Below are 15,245 nucleotides of genomic sequence, written 5' to 3'. Positions count from 1 at the left end.
TTGGAAATTTATATAACAAAAGAACTCTATAGCCTGAATATTTTCCAACTATAGAGTCTCACTAATCATTTTTTTCTTTCACATATTTAGAAGTCACCTTTTTAACTTATTACTCTTTTTATTTTACTATATTTACTGTTCCTTCTTTTCTTGTTGGAGCTTTTGGTTCTTTCCCTCCATTAAAGCCTAGCGTTGCTGTACCAAATGGCGCATAGTTTTCTGGAATTCCTAGCTCAGTAAGCACATTTCTGACATTAGGGTCATCTCCAACCATAGCTAAAGTATGTACCCAACATGATCCAATGTTAAGTGAATGAGCTGCTAACATTATGTTTTGTATTGCTGCAGCACAATCAGACTGCCCTACTGGTAAGTTTTTATCACAAGATGTTATCACTATAGTAGGTGCATTATAAAATGGGTTAAAGTTTGGATTATTTGCCATCTTATTTAGCTGTTCTATAGGAGAATTTTGTAATGCTTCTTTCGCTGCTGAAATCAGCTTATTTATCTTCTCTCTATTTTGTACAGCTGTAAAATGCCAATCCTGACTATTCATTCCGCTTGGAGCAAACTTAGCAGCCTCTAATATTTTATTTAAGTCTTCATCCGAAATTTGCTCTTCTTTATACACTCTTATACTTCTTCTTGTTATGATATTTTGTATTACTTCGTTCATTATTTTTCTCCTTCCATTTAAGCCCCAATATAACTTTATTTATATTATTATATTGATTAGATTAATTATAAATTTGTCTAGAACTTTCATTCTAGTATATAGTATTATCATTTTTGCAATAAATATATAAATGCGGCGCCAATAAATTTATATGCTTAATATTCCTTTTCACATAAATTTCACATAACAGAATTATAATTCCCTTATAGCCGGTTATTTCTATATTAATCTATGTTTTTAACATAAAAATAAATTTTTATATGACGTAAGGAGAGATAATTATGAAAAAGAAAAAAATACTAGGAATTGCAATAGCAGCTATGATCTCAATATCAAGCCTTGTTCCAGCATTCGCTGATGATGCTTCTACACAAAATGTAACAAATAGTGTTACTACAGGACAAGTATCGCAAAATAATAAGGCAGATAAACTTGCAAAACTTACTCAAAAAGCTTCTAAACTTGGAATAGATATTACTGGATTAACTAATGATCAAGCAAGATCAAAAATAAGAGCTGCTGTAGCTCAAAAACTTGGGATTGATATAACAGGTCTATCAGATAAAGATGCTTCAGCTAAAATTAAAGCAGCTTTTGAGGAAAAGACTCTTGAAAGACTTAATAAAAAAGCAACTGAATTAGGTATAGATATAACAAATCTTTCACCTGATAACGCTAGAGCTAAGATTCTATCTGCAGAGGCAGGGAAACTTGGAATTGATATAACAGGACTATCAAATAAAGATGCTTCAGCTAAAATTAAAGCAGCTCTTGAAGCTAAAAGCCTTGCCAATTTAACTAAGAAAGCAACAAAACTTGGAGTTGATATAACAGGTTTATCTAATAAAGATGCTAGAATAAAATTAAATCAAGCAGAAGCTTCTAAACTTGGAATTGATGTTACAGGTCTATCAAATGAAGATGTAATAGCTAAAATTCAAAGTGCAAGAGCTGAGAAATTAGGAATCGATATAACAGGATTATCATTTAAAGATGCTCAAGCTAAAATTAAAGCGGCATATGAAGCAAAAAAAGAAGCTCATCAAAAGAAAAATACATCAACAACTACAACAACTGATACTTCCGTACAATAATTTCATTAAAGAAGAGATGCTTTCACAAATTTGAAGGTATCTCTTCTTTACTATGTTATAATATGTGAATTTTAAGACCACATTTTCTATAATTTAAAGAATTTTATATATAGGATTTTAAAAATTCAGCTCACTGAAGACTACATCATAAATTATAAAATAATTGAAGTACGATAATTTTATAAAAGATGAACTATATTCTTTATAACTTATATACAAAGATTTATTAAACTTTGCTATTTCTGTAAGCCACATGCCTAGTAACCATCATGGTGTTTTCTTCCCCTGGAAAATATACTGGATTAATTTTAGTTTCATTATACAGATTGATTGCATCTACTACATCTATTGCTAATTCCTTAAAACTAATGAGACCATACATTCTCGGTGGAAGGATATAGATAGGTTTATCAATCTTTGAAGTTTTCACAAATTTCTTAACTTGCATTATTAGATGGGGACAACATACAATTATATCAAATTCATTCATTCTCTTATTTACTAATAAAAATGGAGAAAATTCAATTGAATAATCATTTTGCATATTATTCTCTAATATCTCCTTTTCAACCTTACTGGCTAGGGTACTTGATGAAAAGCCCCCTCCACAGCACAAAAGTATTCTTATCATTTCTAATCCTCCACTGCCTATTATTAATCTTAAACACTAAAGATTTATTGATATCCAATTTAGAAATCCAACTTATTCAAATAAATATATTTATTTGAATATACTAGACTTCATCAGTTTTTCTTTAACTTTACAATCCCCTCTTTAATCGTTATTTGATTAGTTTCCTCTAAATATCTTAGAGTGGGCTCTATACGTTCCTTTACTCTTCCAAGTTTTGAGCCGAGCAGAGTCTTTTGATAAGTTGTGAAACATATTCTATCCAATTCATACAAATTCATGCCATCTGGTCTTATCTTAAGATTCATTATGACTTTTTCTATAGTATTCATAAGATTCCCTCCTTATACATATCTAATTATACAGCAATATGTAAATTTCTTCCATAAAATTTAATTATATAAAGATGAATCATACTTTCCATAGTCCAGCGAAATAAAAATATTTCTACTTTCTATCTATTATCATATAGGTCTAATACATATTTTTTTCATATATATAAAATGAATTATATTATTTAAGACTTCTATATTAGTGATATGAATTTCTTTAAATCCCGTTATCGAGTAGCTCGTTGTATTGATTTATTATGTCGTCTAATCTTTGACTAGCAGTAATAACTTCTATTCCTAATAAACTTTTTTCATTATTTATAATTTCATATAAGGATTGTCTCATTTTACAAATCATTTTCTCTATCTCTATTATTTTTTCCAAATTATACTCCCCCTTACTTTTTTATAAGTATAACTCTAAAAAAATACATTTGCTGTATCAATTGTTACATTATGTAACAAACCTCACTTGTTATATATCGCAATAAATTATATAATCACTAAAAATAAAATATTCTATATTAATATTTATACAAAAAAATCGCATACAACTGTTGAGCCATAGATTTTACTAGAACATAAATTTCCCAAAAATAAAACAAAGCCAAATAAACATTCTACTAAAATGAATATTTGGCCCTACATACATTCTAAAAATTTAAATTCCTTATATTTTTTCAAAGCGCCTGGATAAAACAATTCTATATATTATTCAGAACTTATATATTTCTAGACTTTAAATTTATTTGCCATTTCTATCATGCTATCAGCCATCTCTGATGTGTCTTTTGCCTGATTAGTAACATTATCTACTGAGGCGCTAGTTTCGCTGATACTTGCAAATATCTCTTCTACACTAGAAGCTGATTGCTGTGATTTTGACGAAATATTTACTATAGCATTATTGACTTTAGATACATTATCTGCAATTTTAATTGCTGACTCAGCAATCTCTTTTGACATTTCATTCACAACTTCAGCATCTTTTTCATATTGATTTCCTATAGACTTCAACATTTCGTAATCTGGTCTAACCTGACTATCAATAAATCTCAATATATCTTTAGTATTATTAGTAAAGTTTTCAATAACACTTCCAACTGTACCTATATTTTTCTTTATATCTATAACTGTTTCTGATGACTTCTCAGCTAATTTTCTAACTTCCTCTGCAACTACAGCAAATCCTCGACCTGCATCCCCTGCATTAGCAGCCTCTATGGATGCGTTAAGTGCTAGAAGATTAGTTTGTTCAGCTATTTGACCAATAGCTTCTGCCATTTTTTCTATTTCTTTAACTATCTTTATATCCTCAATTGCTTTTTTAATCTTAATTTCTTTTTCATTATATAGGCTTATTGCATTATTAGATGATGCTTCTGCTTTTTCTTTTACATTTACCGCTCTCTTCATAATTTCATCTGAATCTAATTCTCTCTTTTCAGCATTTCTGCTAAGGTCATCTGTCAGCTTTTCTATTTCCATTGTATATGAACTAACATCTTGAGTTGCCGCACTTAAATTCATGCTTGCATCAGCAATTTCATGAGTTACAGTTTTAATATTATTCATAGTTGCAGACATTTCTTCCATTGTTGAAGTTAGATCTTCATTTGAAATTCTGACATTTTTCATACGATTAGTAAGTTCCATAATAAGATTTTTCACGTCTAATACAGCAATATTCAATGCTTTTGACATATTACCTATTTCATCATATGCATTTATATTTATTTTCTCAGTAAGATCTCCTTCCGCTAAACCATTAGCAAAATTAACTATGCTGTTTATTCTCTTTCTTAACCAAATTGCTAATCCACCACTTAATATGGCTAATATCAATGCTGAAATAACAATAAATATTGCAAGAAATTTAAACGAATTTTTAAAAACTGCGTTACTTGATTCCGATGTTGCTTTGGCCGCATCAATATTTTCATTTATTACAACATTTATATCATTTGCTATCTCTTCTCTTAAAGTAAAATACTCCGAATTATATAATGTAATAGCTTCCTCATAATTATTGTCAGTAACATCCTTTATTATCTTTGTTCTTATATCCCTATACCTAGTTAATGAATCTTTAACTTTTTTATAATCAGCTTCTTCTTTTTCACTAGAATAAGGTATTTTTTCAATTTCTTCAAAAGTTTTATTATTTAAATCAGATAAATCTGCTAAATCTTTTTGTGCCTCATCTATATCATTTTTAAAATTACTATTAATAATATGTTCCATATCAGATAGTCCTAAGTTAATATTACTTTTTACTACGTATAACTTCTGAAGTCTCATTAAATTATTATTATAAATTTTATCTGTATTTATATTTAGTTTGTTCATGCTAAATAGACCAGCTATGCCTACTAAAACTAAGAATACAGTACATATCACACTACTTCCTATTAATTTTTGGGATATTTTCATTTTCTTAAACATTGTATTTATCCTTCCCTTCGTCCTTTAAGATATAAAAGTTATCATGTTTAATCCCAATACCTAATTCCATAACCATTCTATAAACTACTAAGCTTAATCACTTATTTTTACATAAATATCAAAAACTAATAAGCAATTTACTTATACTCTAAATTATACCACAAAATTCACTCAATTTACATGAATCCGATAATTATTCTCATATTGTTTAATTCATTTCCTTTAAAAATAGATGTGATAAAAGTTCCACGAGAAAAAATGGATTCAATTTCCATCCACTGGTTGTTTTCAATCTTGTTAAATAGATTCCTATGTAACTTTTTCACACTCTTAACCTCATTACAATTTTCCAAAAATAAAAAACAATCTCCTCATCTTTTAATAGAGACTGTTTTTAATTTAGTATAATTCTCTAACTAAATATTTTTTTCTAATTTATCATATCAACAATATCAAACATTGCTGTCATTTCTATAAATACTTGTTTTTTGCAACAGAACTCTCTTTTTGAAATATGACAATTAGCAATTGCTTTGCTCGAGTTATCAGATTTATATTTCTCCAGCTTTTCTTGAAGTTCTTCAAGACATAGATCGTGAATTGCTTTAATAATATCTTCTTCCCATATACAAGCTGGGTAACTATTTATCACTTTTATTTTCATTAATTTCACCTCGTATTAATAATGGGGTGTAAAATCCAATAAATATTAACTACTGAATAATATTTATTATATAATAATCAGATGAAATTAATATTGTGAATGAAACATCTTTGTATTGTAAATTACTACTCTTTAGCATATTATGCTTTAAATAAAATTAAAAATCCCCTGTAAATTTATCATCAATTTACAGGGGATTTACTGTTAGTAGGTATAGTAAAATATAGGAGTGTTATGTAACCACATATTAAGGGGTATATGGGAATCAATTTTTACACACTCAATATATTATTCGTTAATAAATATAATTTTCTGACATAAAACATAAATTTTTCTGATAAAAAGTATATTCTCATTGTTATCAATCATAAATTTTATTATCCCTTTATAACTGAAAGGAGTACTTAGTAAATCTCGAAATATTATTATTTTGTCATTACTTTTTTTATTTTTATGTATAATATCTTTAAATTTCGCAAATAATTATTAGTGAAAATATTACTTTTCAACTACACCAAAAGAGATAGCATTTATTAATCTAACTGCTATCTCTTTTCACATTAAAGATCAGTTTCTAAAACTCCTATCATTTTTTTGATTTAATTACTTATACCTATTAGCAATTTTAGAATATTTATCCTAAAATTTAATACTATTCCAATGAAAAATAATATAATATTATTTTTTTTTGCCATTTGCACCTTTTTTATATTTTTATTGTTGAATTAAAACAGTTTATGTCGTATAATGTTAATGTAAATATACAATTTACTTATATTGAAATTTTTCCTAGAGTTTTGATATAGTATTTTCTTTTTTTACCAATTAGAGTAAGAAACTAGACATGTTCTAGTTTCTTATTTTTTTAACTCACAACATCATCTGCCCATTTTATAGCATCTATATAGGCTTCTGCAAGCTTATTATCATTAACACCTATTTCCTTAGTATAAAACTCAACATTTTCCCACTGACCCTTTTCATAGTTAATAGCCAATTTCAATATTTTATTCAAGTAATTATCTTTTTCAATTAGTCCTTCCTTTATTTCATCATCTATATATAATTCTTTTAAGATCACTTCAATTGAACAATTTAAAATTGCGTCCATAACTGAAAATAATCCTACCATATAAGCTGAATAAACATTATTTTTATACTCACTCATATTACATATTAATTCACATAACTTCGCTCTCTGCAATGAGACTTTTATAAGTTCATCTGTGTTATTTTCCTTTAGATCATTTAGCAGAACTACATATAACCATTTTATAATCTCTTTTCTTCCCAAAAGTGCAATAGCATATTTTATAGATCTTACTTCATTCTTTAGGCAGTATGCAGACGAATTTATCAATTTGATTATTTTATATGATAAACCTAAATCCTTTATTATTAGTTCCTCTAATTTATTAAAATCAAAATCGTCTTTATTAATTAACTTTAAAATTTTTATTGCTGTATCTTTGTTAGTCGGAATGTTTTTTCTGGAAAGCACTATTGGTTTACTAAAATAATATCCTTGAAAGTATGAATATCCTAGTTTCAAAGCCTCATCATATTCTTCTTTGTTCTCTACTTTTTCAGCTAAAAACTTTATTTTATTATTTATTTTTTTTAGTTCAAATACTTTCTTTCTTTCTCCCCCTGTAGTGATTTTAAAATCTATCTTTATAATATCAGCTATTTCTATTAATTTAATATATTTAGTATGGAATACAAAATCATCTAATGCTAATATAAATCCTCTTTTCTTAAGTCTTTTGCACGCATCCACAATTTCATCATTTGGTTCTATATTTTCTAAAATTTCTATCACAACATATTCTTTAGGAAGTATGGTTGCTATTTCTTTCTTTATCAATTCTTCAGTAAAATTTATAAATGCCTTCTTGTTATCAGTAATATCTTTGAAGTCAAATGTATAAAATGTATTAGCTATAACCTTTAAAGTTGCTTCATCCCCATTAGTATTGTTATAGAAATTATTTTGTCCATTTCTAAATAGAAGTTCATATGCAACAACTTCATTTTTCCTGTTAAATATAGGCTGTCTAGCTACAAAAATATCCATAACAGTCTCATCCCCTTCATTAATACTTATATACCTCTTAATTTAACCCTTACTGTAGCTGTAGTATAATTGTAATTCATAAAAATTGAAATCTTCTCTCAATGAGCTTACTTACGTAATGCTTAAACTTAAGATATATAAGTTCTTATTTATATATAAATCAAGTAAATTTTTTCACATAAAAAACCAATTAAAACTAACTAATAAAATAATTAATTAATCTTAATTGGTCGGTTGCACAACTAGCTCCAAACTCTTAAAGTGCCCACTTAGAAAGAATTCTTCATAGCTTCCAATTGTAATATAATACATTAATATGTACTCATTTCATATATATGAAATATTATCATCAATCTATAATAAAATCAACAAATAATATCATTAAGAATACTAAATTAGAGATTTTTAAGGAAATTTTAAGATTATTTCCTCTTTTTATAGAGACATTATTTTTATTTTAAAAATAACTTTTCTTAAATATCGTCTAAAATTATAAACAAAAAAAGATTAGTTACATCTATATTTCCTTGTAACTAATCTTCTTAATATATAATATGTTAAATGCTATCTACTTAAATATTCATCTATTGCTGCAGCAGCTTTCTTTCCTGCTCCCATTGCTAAAATAACAGTTGCAGCACCAGTAACTGCATCTCCACCAGCATAAACACCTTCTTTAGTTGTTAATCCATCTTCACTAGCAACTAAACAAGATCTACCATTGATTTCTAAACCTTTAGTAGTTGATGAAATTAATGGATTTGGTGAAGTTCCAAGTGACATTATTACTGTATCTACGTCTAACACAAACTCTGAATTTTCCTTAACTACAGGTTTTCTTCTTCCTGAAGCATCTGGTTCTCCAAGTTCCATTTTAACGCATTTCATTCCTTTAACCCATCCATTTTCATCTGTTAAGATTTCTGTTGGATTAGTTAAAACATCAAATATTACTCCTTCTTCTTTAGCGTGATGTACTTCTTCTGCTCTTGCTGGAAGCTCTGATTCACCTCTTCTATATACTATATGAGCTTCTGCACCAAGTCTTAAAGCAGTTCTTGCTGCATCCATAGCAACATTTCCTCCGCCAACTATAGCAACTTTTTTACCTGCTTTAACTGGAGTATCATATTCTTCTTTAAAAGCTTTCATTAAGTTTACTCTTGTTAAAAACTCATTAGCTGAAAATACACCATTTGCATTTTCTCCTGGTATTCCCATAAACTTTGGAAGACCTGCTCCTGATCCAATGAATACAGCTTCAAAATTTTCATCTTCAATTAATTGATCTATAGTTATTGTTCTTCCCACAATTACATTAGTTTCAATTGTTACTCCAAGCTTCTTTATGTTTTCAATTTCTGCTTTAACAACATCATCCTTTGGTAATCTAAATTCAGGTATTCCATAAACTAGAACTCCACCCGCTTCATGTAGTGCTTCAAATATAGTTACATCATAACCTTTTTTAGCTAGGTCTCCTGCACAAGTAAGACCAGCAGGGCCACTTCCAATTACCGCAACTTTCTTCCCTTTAGAAGGTTCTGTTTGTGATAAATCTACTTTATTTTTTCTTGACCAGTCTGCGGTAAACATTTCTAATTTACCTATAGCTACAGCTTCACCTTTAATTCCTAGTACACAGTTACCTTCACATTGATTTTCTTGTGGACATACTCTTCCACAAACCGCTGGAAGTGCACTATATTTTGCTATTTCTTTAGCAGCACTTTCAAAATCTCCAGTTTTAGCCTTTGATATAAATCCTGGAATATTGATTGATACTGGACATCCCTCAACACATTTAGGATTCTTACAATTTAAACATCTATTTGCTTCTTTTATAGCATCATCTTCATTATATCCTAAACAAACTTCCTTAAAGTTTTTTGCTCTTACTTCTGGAGCTTGTTCAGTAACAGGTGTTCTTTTCATTCTATCGTTCATCTCTATTACTTATCCTCCTTACATCCACAACCACCATGGTTATGAGTGTTTCCTTCTTCATGTTTTAATAATTCTCTTCCTTCTTCTGTTTTATACATAGCTTGTCTTCTCATTGATTCATCGTAATCTACTAAATGTCCATCAAATTCTGGTCCATCAACACATGCAAATTTAACCTTTCCTCCAACAGTAACTCTACAAGCACCACACATTCCAGTACCATCAACCATTATAGGATTTAAACTTACTACAGTTGGAATATTTAATTCTTTAGTTAACATTGAAGTAAATTTCATCATTATCATTGGTCCAATGATAACAGCTTGGTCATATTTCTTACCCTGATTATTAACTAATTCCTTAAGCATATCTGAACCAGTTCCTTTAAAACCGTACGAACCATCATCTGTTGTTACGTAAAGATTTCCAGCAACTGCCTTTAATTCTTCTTCATATATTAATAAATCTTTATTTCTGCTTCCTAAAATAACATCTACAGCTATCCCATGTTCGTGCATCCACTTAACTTGAGGATAAACTGGAGCTGCTCCTACGCCTCCTGCAATAAAGATAATATTTTTCTTTTTCAATTCTTCTAGATCTTCATGAATAAATTCACTTGGTACACCTAATGGACCTACAAAATCAGAAACATAATCTCCAACATTAAATGCCGCTAACTGCTTAGTTCCTTTTCCTATAGCTGCAAAAACTATAGCCACTGTACCTTTTTCCGCATTATAATCTGCAATTGTTAAAGGTATTCTTTCTCCTTTTTCATCATTTTTTATAATTATAAATTGACCTGGTTTTGCTGATTTAGCAACTCTAGGCGCTTCTATATCCATCAAGAATATGTTATTGGTAACTTCTCTTTTGTTAACAATTTTGTACACTCTTAGTACCCCCTACGCTTATAAATTCTATTGATAATTTCAAATTAAACTTGCTTAGATAGAGCTTGATCTCCATCTTAATCTTAGCTGAGCTTTATCTATCGTCATGTAGCTGTTGCCTCTCACTAAAAGAAGTCAGGGTGTTACAGCTTCTAGACATCAGGTAAGTCAGATAATTGGAATTTTCATCCTTATTGCCTTATTAACAACAAAGACTCTCTGAGGTTGAGAGCCATTGTTGTTTTATTAATGTTGTAACGATTCTTTTAATAATTATTCAATTGTTTATCTCAATAACTTTTTTAAAGTTATATGATTCTTAATGTAAAACAACGTACTTTATCTCTATAAGATTATGAACTAAAAAAATTGCCTTTATTTATCTTACAAATTAACTTTAGTTCCATAGTATGTGCATTCAAATAATTTTTCCATTGTAGCATCATCTATTTCTCTAGGATTTGATCCTGTACATGCATCTAATACTGCATTATGAGCGATAAATGAAAGATTAGCTTTAAAATCTTCTTCAGTAACTCCATACTCTTTCATTGAGTGAGGAATTTCTAACTTATCATTCAATCCATTAATTAATTCGATTAATGAATCAGTTAACTCGGCATCATTGTTTCCTTTTAATTTTAAGGCTCTCGCAATATCTCCATATCTATTTTCGCATTTTGTTCTATTATACTCAATTACATATGGTAAAAATATAGCATTTGCACATCCATGAGGAATATGGAATACAGCACCAACCTTATGAGCCATTGAGTGAACTATTCCAAGTAATGCATTAGAAAACGCCATTCCAGCTAAACATTGAGCTTCATGCATTAGATTTCTAGCTTCTTTATCTCCTTCAAATGATTTGATTAAATTTTCTTGAACCATTTCTACAGCTTTAATTGCTAATGGATCTGAGAAATTTGATTGAAGTGATGCAGTGTATGCTTCTATAGCGTGAGTTAATGCATCCATTCCAGTATGAGCTGTTAAAGTTTTTGGCATAGTTTGAGCAAGTGCTGGATCAACTATTGCTATATCTGGAGTTATGTTAAAATCAGCTAAAGGATATTTAATTTTTTCTGAATAATTTGTGATAACTGAGAATGCTGTAACTTCTGTAGCTGTACCGCTTGTTGATGGAATAGCTACAAACTTAGCTTTTTGTCTAAGGTCTGGTAATCCAAATGGAACAACTGCTTGTTCAAAAGTAAAATCTGGGTATTCGTAGAATATCCACATAGCCTTTGCAGCATCAATTGGTGATCCTCCACCCATTGCAACTATCCAATCAGGCTCAAAGTTTCTCATAGCTTCTGCGCCTTTCATTACTGTTTCCACTGATGGATCTGGTTCAACACCTTCAAATAATTCTACTTCCATTCCTGCTTCTTTTAAATAATCTTCAACTTGTTTAAGAAATCCAAATCTTTTCATTGATCCGCCACCAACTACTAAGAAAGCTTTCTTACCTTTTAAAGTTTTAAGTGCCTCAAGTGCTCCTTCTCCATGATAAATGTCTCTTGGTAAAGTAAAACGTGCCATAAATATTTCCTCCTAAAATTTGCTCATTCATTATTTTGCACAAGTGCAGAATAATAAGTTAATATGTCTATTTTTGACCACATAAATTATTAAAGCAATATTCATGCCAACTTGTGATTATTTTATCAATATATTTTATATTTATGATAATAAAATGTCAAAATACAGGAATACTTTTCTAACAAAAAACTCGTAATTCCTCATAAATATTATATTTAAAGGTCTTAAATTAAGTTATTAAATATATATAAAATAAGTTATACATAAATTAATTGTTAAGCATCTACTCATTTATATAAATAATTTTTAACAAAGATATGTCCTAAAATAATACAGCATAAATTTAATACAGCGTAATATTTTAGGACATGCTTTATAATTTATTTATGTTTTTTTAATTTTAGGTATAGAGTGTTTCTACTTATACCTAAAGTTTTAGCAGCTTTTGTCATATTATGATCATTTATTCTTACAGCTTCATGAATTGCCTTCATTTCTAGTTCTTCTAGATTTAAAGTATTTACCATATACTCAGTCTTTTCAGTATTAACATTCTTAAGTAAACCATTAGTCTTATTGTCTTCCCATATCTCTTTATTTAAAAAGCCATCTTTTAATATTTTCCTATCATATGTTTTATCTGTCTCAAAACTTTGATTATCTTCAAATTCCCATAAATTAAAAGATGATCGTCCATCCAAATTTACTATATTCTCAATATAATTTTCAAGCTCTCTTATATTTCCAGGCCAATCATAGTCTAATAACTTATTATATAAACTTTTATCAAGCTCTGGTATTGATTTATTCAGCTGAAAGGATTTAATTCTTAAGAAGAAGTCAATAAGCATTTTTACATCGCCTTTTCTCTCTCTTAAAGGCGGTAAAGTGATTGGAATTACACATAATCTATAGTATAAATCTTCTCTAAAATTCCCTTTTTGAACTTCTCTTTTTAAATTTTTATTAGTAGCTGCTATAACTCTTACATCTATAGGAATCTCTTTGCTTCCACCAAGCCTTGTGACTCTTCCATTTTGAAGTACTCTTAACAGCTTAACCTGTGCATCAAGTGGCATTTCCCCAATTTCGTCTAAAAACAAAGTACCTCCGCTTGCAATCTCAAACTTACCTGGATTTCCGCCTCTTTTTCCTCCTGTAAAAGTCCCATCCTCATACCCAAACAATTCACTTTCTATTATATTAGCTGGTATAGCTCCACAATTTATTGCAACAAATTTATTTCTTCTTCGCACACTATAATTATGCATAGCTTGTGCTAATATTTCTTTACCTGTTCCACTTTCTCCTTGAATTAGAACAGTTGAAGGACTATTGGCAATAACCTTACAGTTAGTTATCACATTAACAATGGCTGCACTATCACCAATTATATCATTAAAAGTAAAAAATGCCCCTGTTGCATTTTTGTTGTCTTTTCCTTCTTTTTCATAGCTTATTGTTACAACCATACCTATAATATTTTCTTTATGTTTAAGCCCTTTAAAAACCAACCTTATTTTATGTCTGCTTGTATGCTTTAATTTTAATTCCTTTATAATATCACCGTTATGGTTTTCAAGTTCTTCTATTACGTTTCCCAAATCAGGCAAAATATAATGTATATCTTGACTTATTATCAAATCCTTATCTATATTAAATATCTCTACTCCAAGTTTATTTATATTTATTACTTTATACTCTTTATTTACTATCATAATACCTTTATCAACATTATCTATAACGCTCTCCATATAATTATAGGTTTGATTCAATATATCACGTATACCCTTCTTGTCCAATTCATTTTCGATTGCCTTTACACCAAAAACAACTAAGCCTAAAGTATGTGGATGCTTCATATCTCTTCTACCTGTTAAGTTCAATGTTCCAATAATTTCTCCCTTTGTATTATGAATAGGTGCAGCAGAGCATGTTAAATTGTGGAACCTTTTTATGTAATGCTCAGTTGCAGTTATCTGAATACACCTGTCTTCTTTAATTGCTGTCCCCATGGCATTAGTACCTATACTTTGCTCGTCCATATAAGCCCCAACTTCAAGATTATTCCCCCCAAGCTTACTATTATTTTCTTCTGCTCCTTTAATATATAGAATGCACCCATTTTTATCTGTTAACACTATAATAAATTCATTATCCATAACTGCTGAAAATACCATATCTATGTATATTTTAGATACTTCTATTAATTCTTTATTAATAGTTAATATATTTTCTAATTCTTCACCAGTAAGAATCTTATTTGAATGATCTGAATTTTTTTCAACTCCATAACTTTCGCTTCTCTTATGTGAGTTTTCAATTAATAGCTCTTTATTCTCCATAACGTACCTCCATTCTTTAGTAAAATTCTTTATCTTCACATAAATTTACCTAATCTTTTAATATCTCAATACAATTTCTTAGATACATTTTTTTATTTTCATCACTTATTTACTAAAACTCTATAATTATTTACTGATATTTTAATAATCTATTTTTTATTCTATATTAATACCTTTCTCTCCCTTTACCCAAATACACTTTTAAAATCTACTTATATTTTAACATAAAATAGAGTTTTCTTTACATTAACTCACAATAAACTTCAAAAATCTTAAATCTATCAGATCTAACTCCTCTGTTATAGATATCCAACTCTAAAACTAAATTTATGTGGTAACGTACCGAAATCATAAATATTTTGTTCCGAAAAGCTATGAAACTATCGCTGAAGGTTCTAAGCAGCAGGTTGTATCCACTTTAGCATGCTCCCACTTTCAGTGTTACAATCTAAAATGGAACAACCTACGGCTAAGAACCTTTAACAGCTCATTTTCAAATGTTTTCTCCACAAATATATTTATGATTTCTAATGGAGATACAAACTTAAATTCTTAGTAACTTTGTAAATATGTTCATCTAATAA

The 15,245-nt window shown here is 28.8% G+C and carries 12 protein-coding genes and 1 riboswitch; of the genes, 1 reads left to right on the top strand and 11 read right to left on the bottom strand.

Features of this window, described 5'->3' with window-relative positions; genetic code table 11:
* Positions 1-118: 118 nt before the first annotated feature.
* On the bottom strand, positions 119-679 hold the full coding sequence (locus F3K33_RS10940) for a nitroreductase family protein (RefSeq protein WP_039770845.1): 561 nt from the start codon (positions 677-679) through the stop codon (positions 119-121).
* Between the two features lie 281 nt (positions 680-960).
* Here F3K33_RS10940 and F3K33_RS10935 point away from each other — a divergent pair, with 281 nt between their 5' ends.
* Complete coding sequence (locus F3K33_RS10935; protein WP_039770847.1) at positions 961-1,773, top strand: hypothetical protein; 813 nt, start codon at positions 961-963, stop codon at positions 1,771-1,773.
* A 226-nt stretch (positions 1,774-1,999) separates the two neighbouring features.
* Here F3K33_RS10935 and F3K33_RS10930 read toward each other — a convergent pair whose 3' ends face one another.
* The 10 genes from F3K33_RS10930 to F3K33_RS10885 all read right to left on the bottom strand — a co-directional run bounded on the left by F3K33_RS10930 (position 2,000) and on the right by F3K33_RS10885 (position 14,661).
* Entirely contained in the window at positions 2,000-2,404 is a 405-nt protein-coding gene (locus tag F3K33_RS10930) for a PTS sugar transporter subunit IIB (protein WP_012058413.1), read from the bottom strand.
* Positions 2,405-2,517: 113 nt separating this feature from the next.
* Positions 2,518-2,736, bottom strand: a complete 219-nt coding sequence (locus tag F3K33_RS10925; RefSeq protein ID WP_017212670.1) for a hypothetical protein — start codon at positions 2,734-2,736, stop codon at positions 2,518-2,520.
* A gap of 217 nt (positions 2,737-2,953) precedes the next feature.
* Positions 2,954-3,121, bottom strand: coding sequence for an aspartyl-phosphate phosphatase Spo0E family protein (locus F3K33_RS10920; protein WP_039770849.1), 168 nt, complete (start codon positions 3,119-3,121; stop codon positions 2,954-2,956).
* A 347-nt stretch (positions 3,122-3,468) separates the two neighbouring features.
* A complete protein-coding gene (locus F3K33_RS10915) occupies positions 3,469-5,181 on the bottom strand; it encodes a methyl-accepting chemotaxis protein (protein ID WP_023976546.1) in 1,713 nt (570 codons plus the stop codon).
* A 430-nt stretch (positions 5,182-5,611) separates the two neighbouring features.
* Positions 5,612-5,845, bottom strand: a complete 234-nt coding sequence (locus tag F3K33_RS10910; protein ID WP_023976547.1) for a hypothetical protein — start codon at positions 5,843-5,845, stop codon at positions 5,612-5,614.
* A gap of 865 nt (positions 5,846-6,710) precedes the next feature.
* A complete protein-coding gene (locus F3K33_RS10905; RefSeq protein WP_023976548.1) occupies positions 6,711-7,922 on the bottom strand; it encodes an EAL and HDOD domain-containing protein in 1,212 nt (403 codons plus the stop codon).
* Between the two features lie 219 nt (positions 7,923-8,141).
* Positions 8,142-8,225: riboswitch (cyclic di-GMP riboswitch) on the bottom strand.
* Between the two features lie 261 nt (positions 8,226-8,486).
* Positions 8,487-9,875, bottom strand: a complete 1,389-nt coding sequence (gene gltA / locus F3K33_RS10900) for an NADPH-dependent glutamate synthase (RefSeq protein WP_031276254.1) — start codon at positions 9,873-9,875, stop codon at positions 8,487-8,489.
* Positions 9,875-10,765 (bottom strand): sulfide/dihydroorotate dehydrogenase-like FAD/NAD-binding protein, encoded by an 891-nt coding sequence (locus F3K33_RS10895; protein ID WP_039770852.1) that lies wholly within the window; start codon positions 10,763-10,765, stop codon positions 9,875-9,877. Before F3K33_RS10895 ends, gltA begins: the two co-directional genes overlap by 1 nt.
* Before the next feature lie 384 nt (positions 10,766-11,149).
* Positions 11,150-12,316, bottom strand: coding sequence for an iron-containing alcohol dehydrogenase (locus tag F3K33_RS10890; protein ID WP_012058407.1), 1,167 nt, complete (start codon positions 12,314-12,316; stop codon positions 11,150-11,152).
* Positions 12,317-12,696: 380 nt separating this feature from the next.
* Entirely contained in the window at positions 12,697-14,661 is a 1,965-nt protein-coding gene (locus F3K33_RS10885; protein ID WP_023976551.1) for a transcriptional regulator AdhR, read from the bottom strand.
* Positions 14,662-15,245 lie beyond the last annotated feature (584 nt).

It is taken from the genome of Clostridium beijerinckii, from assembly GCF_008705175.1.
In the GTDB taxonomy this organism is placed as follows: domain Bacteria; phylum Bacillota; class Clostridia; order Clostridiales; family Clostridiaceae; genus Clostridium; species Clostridium beijerinckii.
This window is presented reverse-complemented; position numbering and strand designations above follow the sequence as displayed.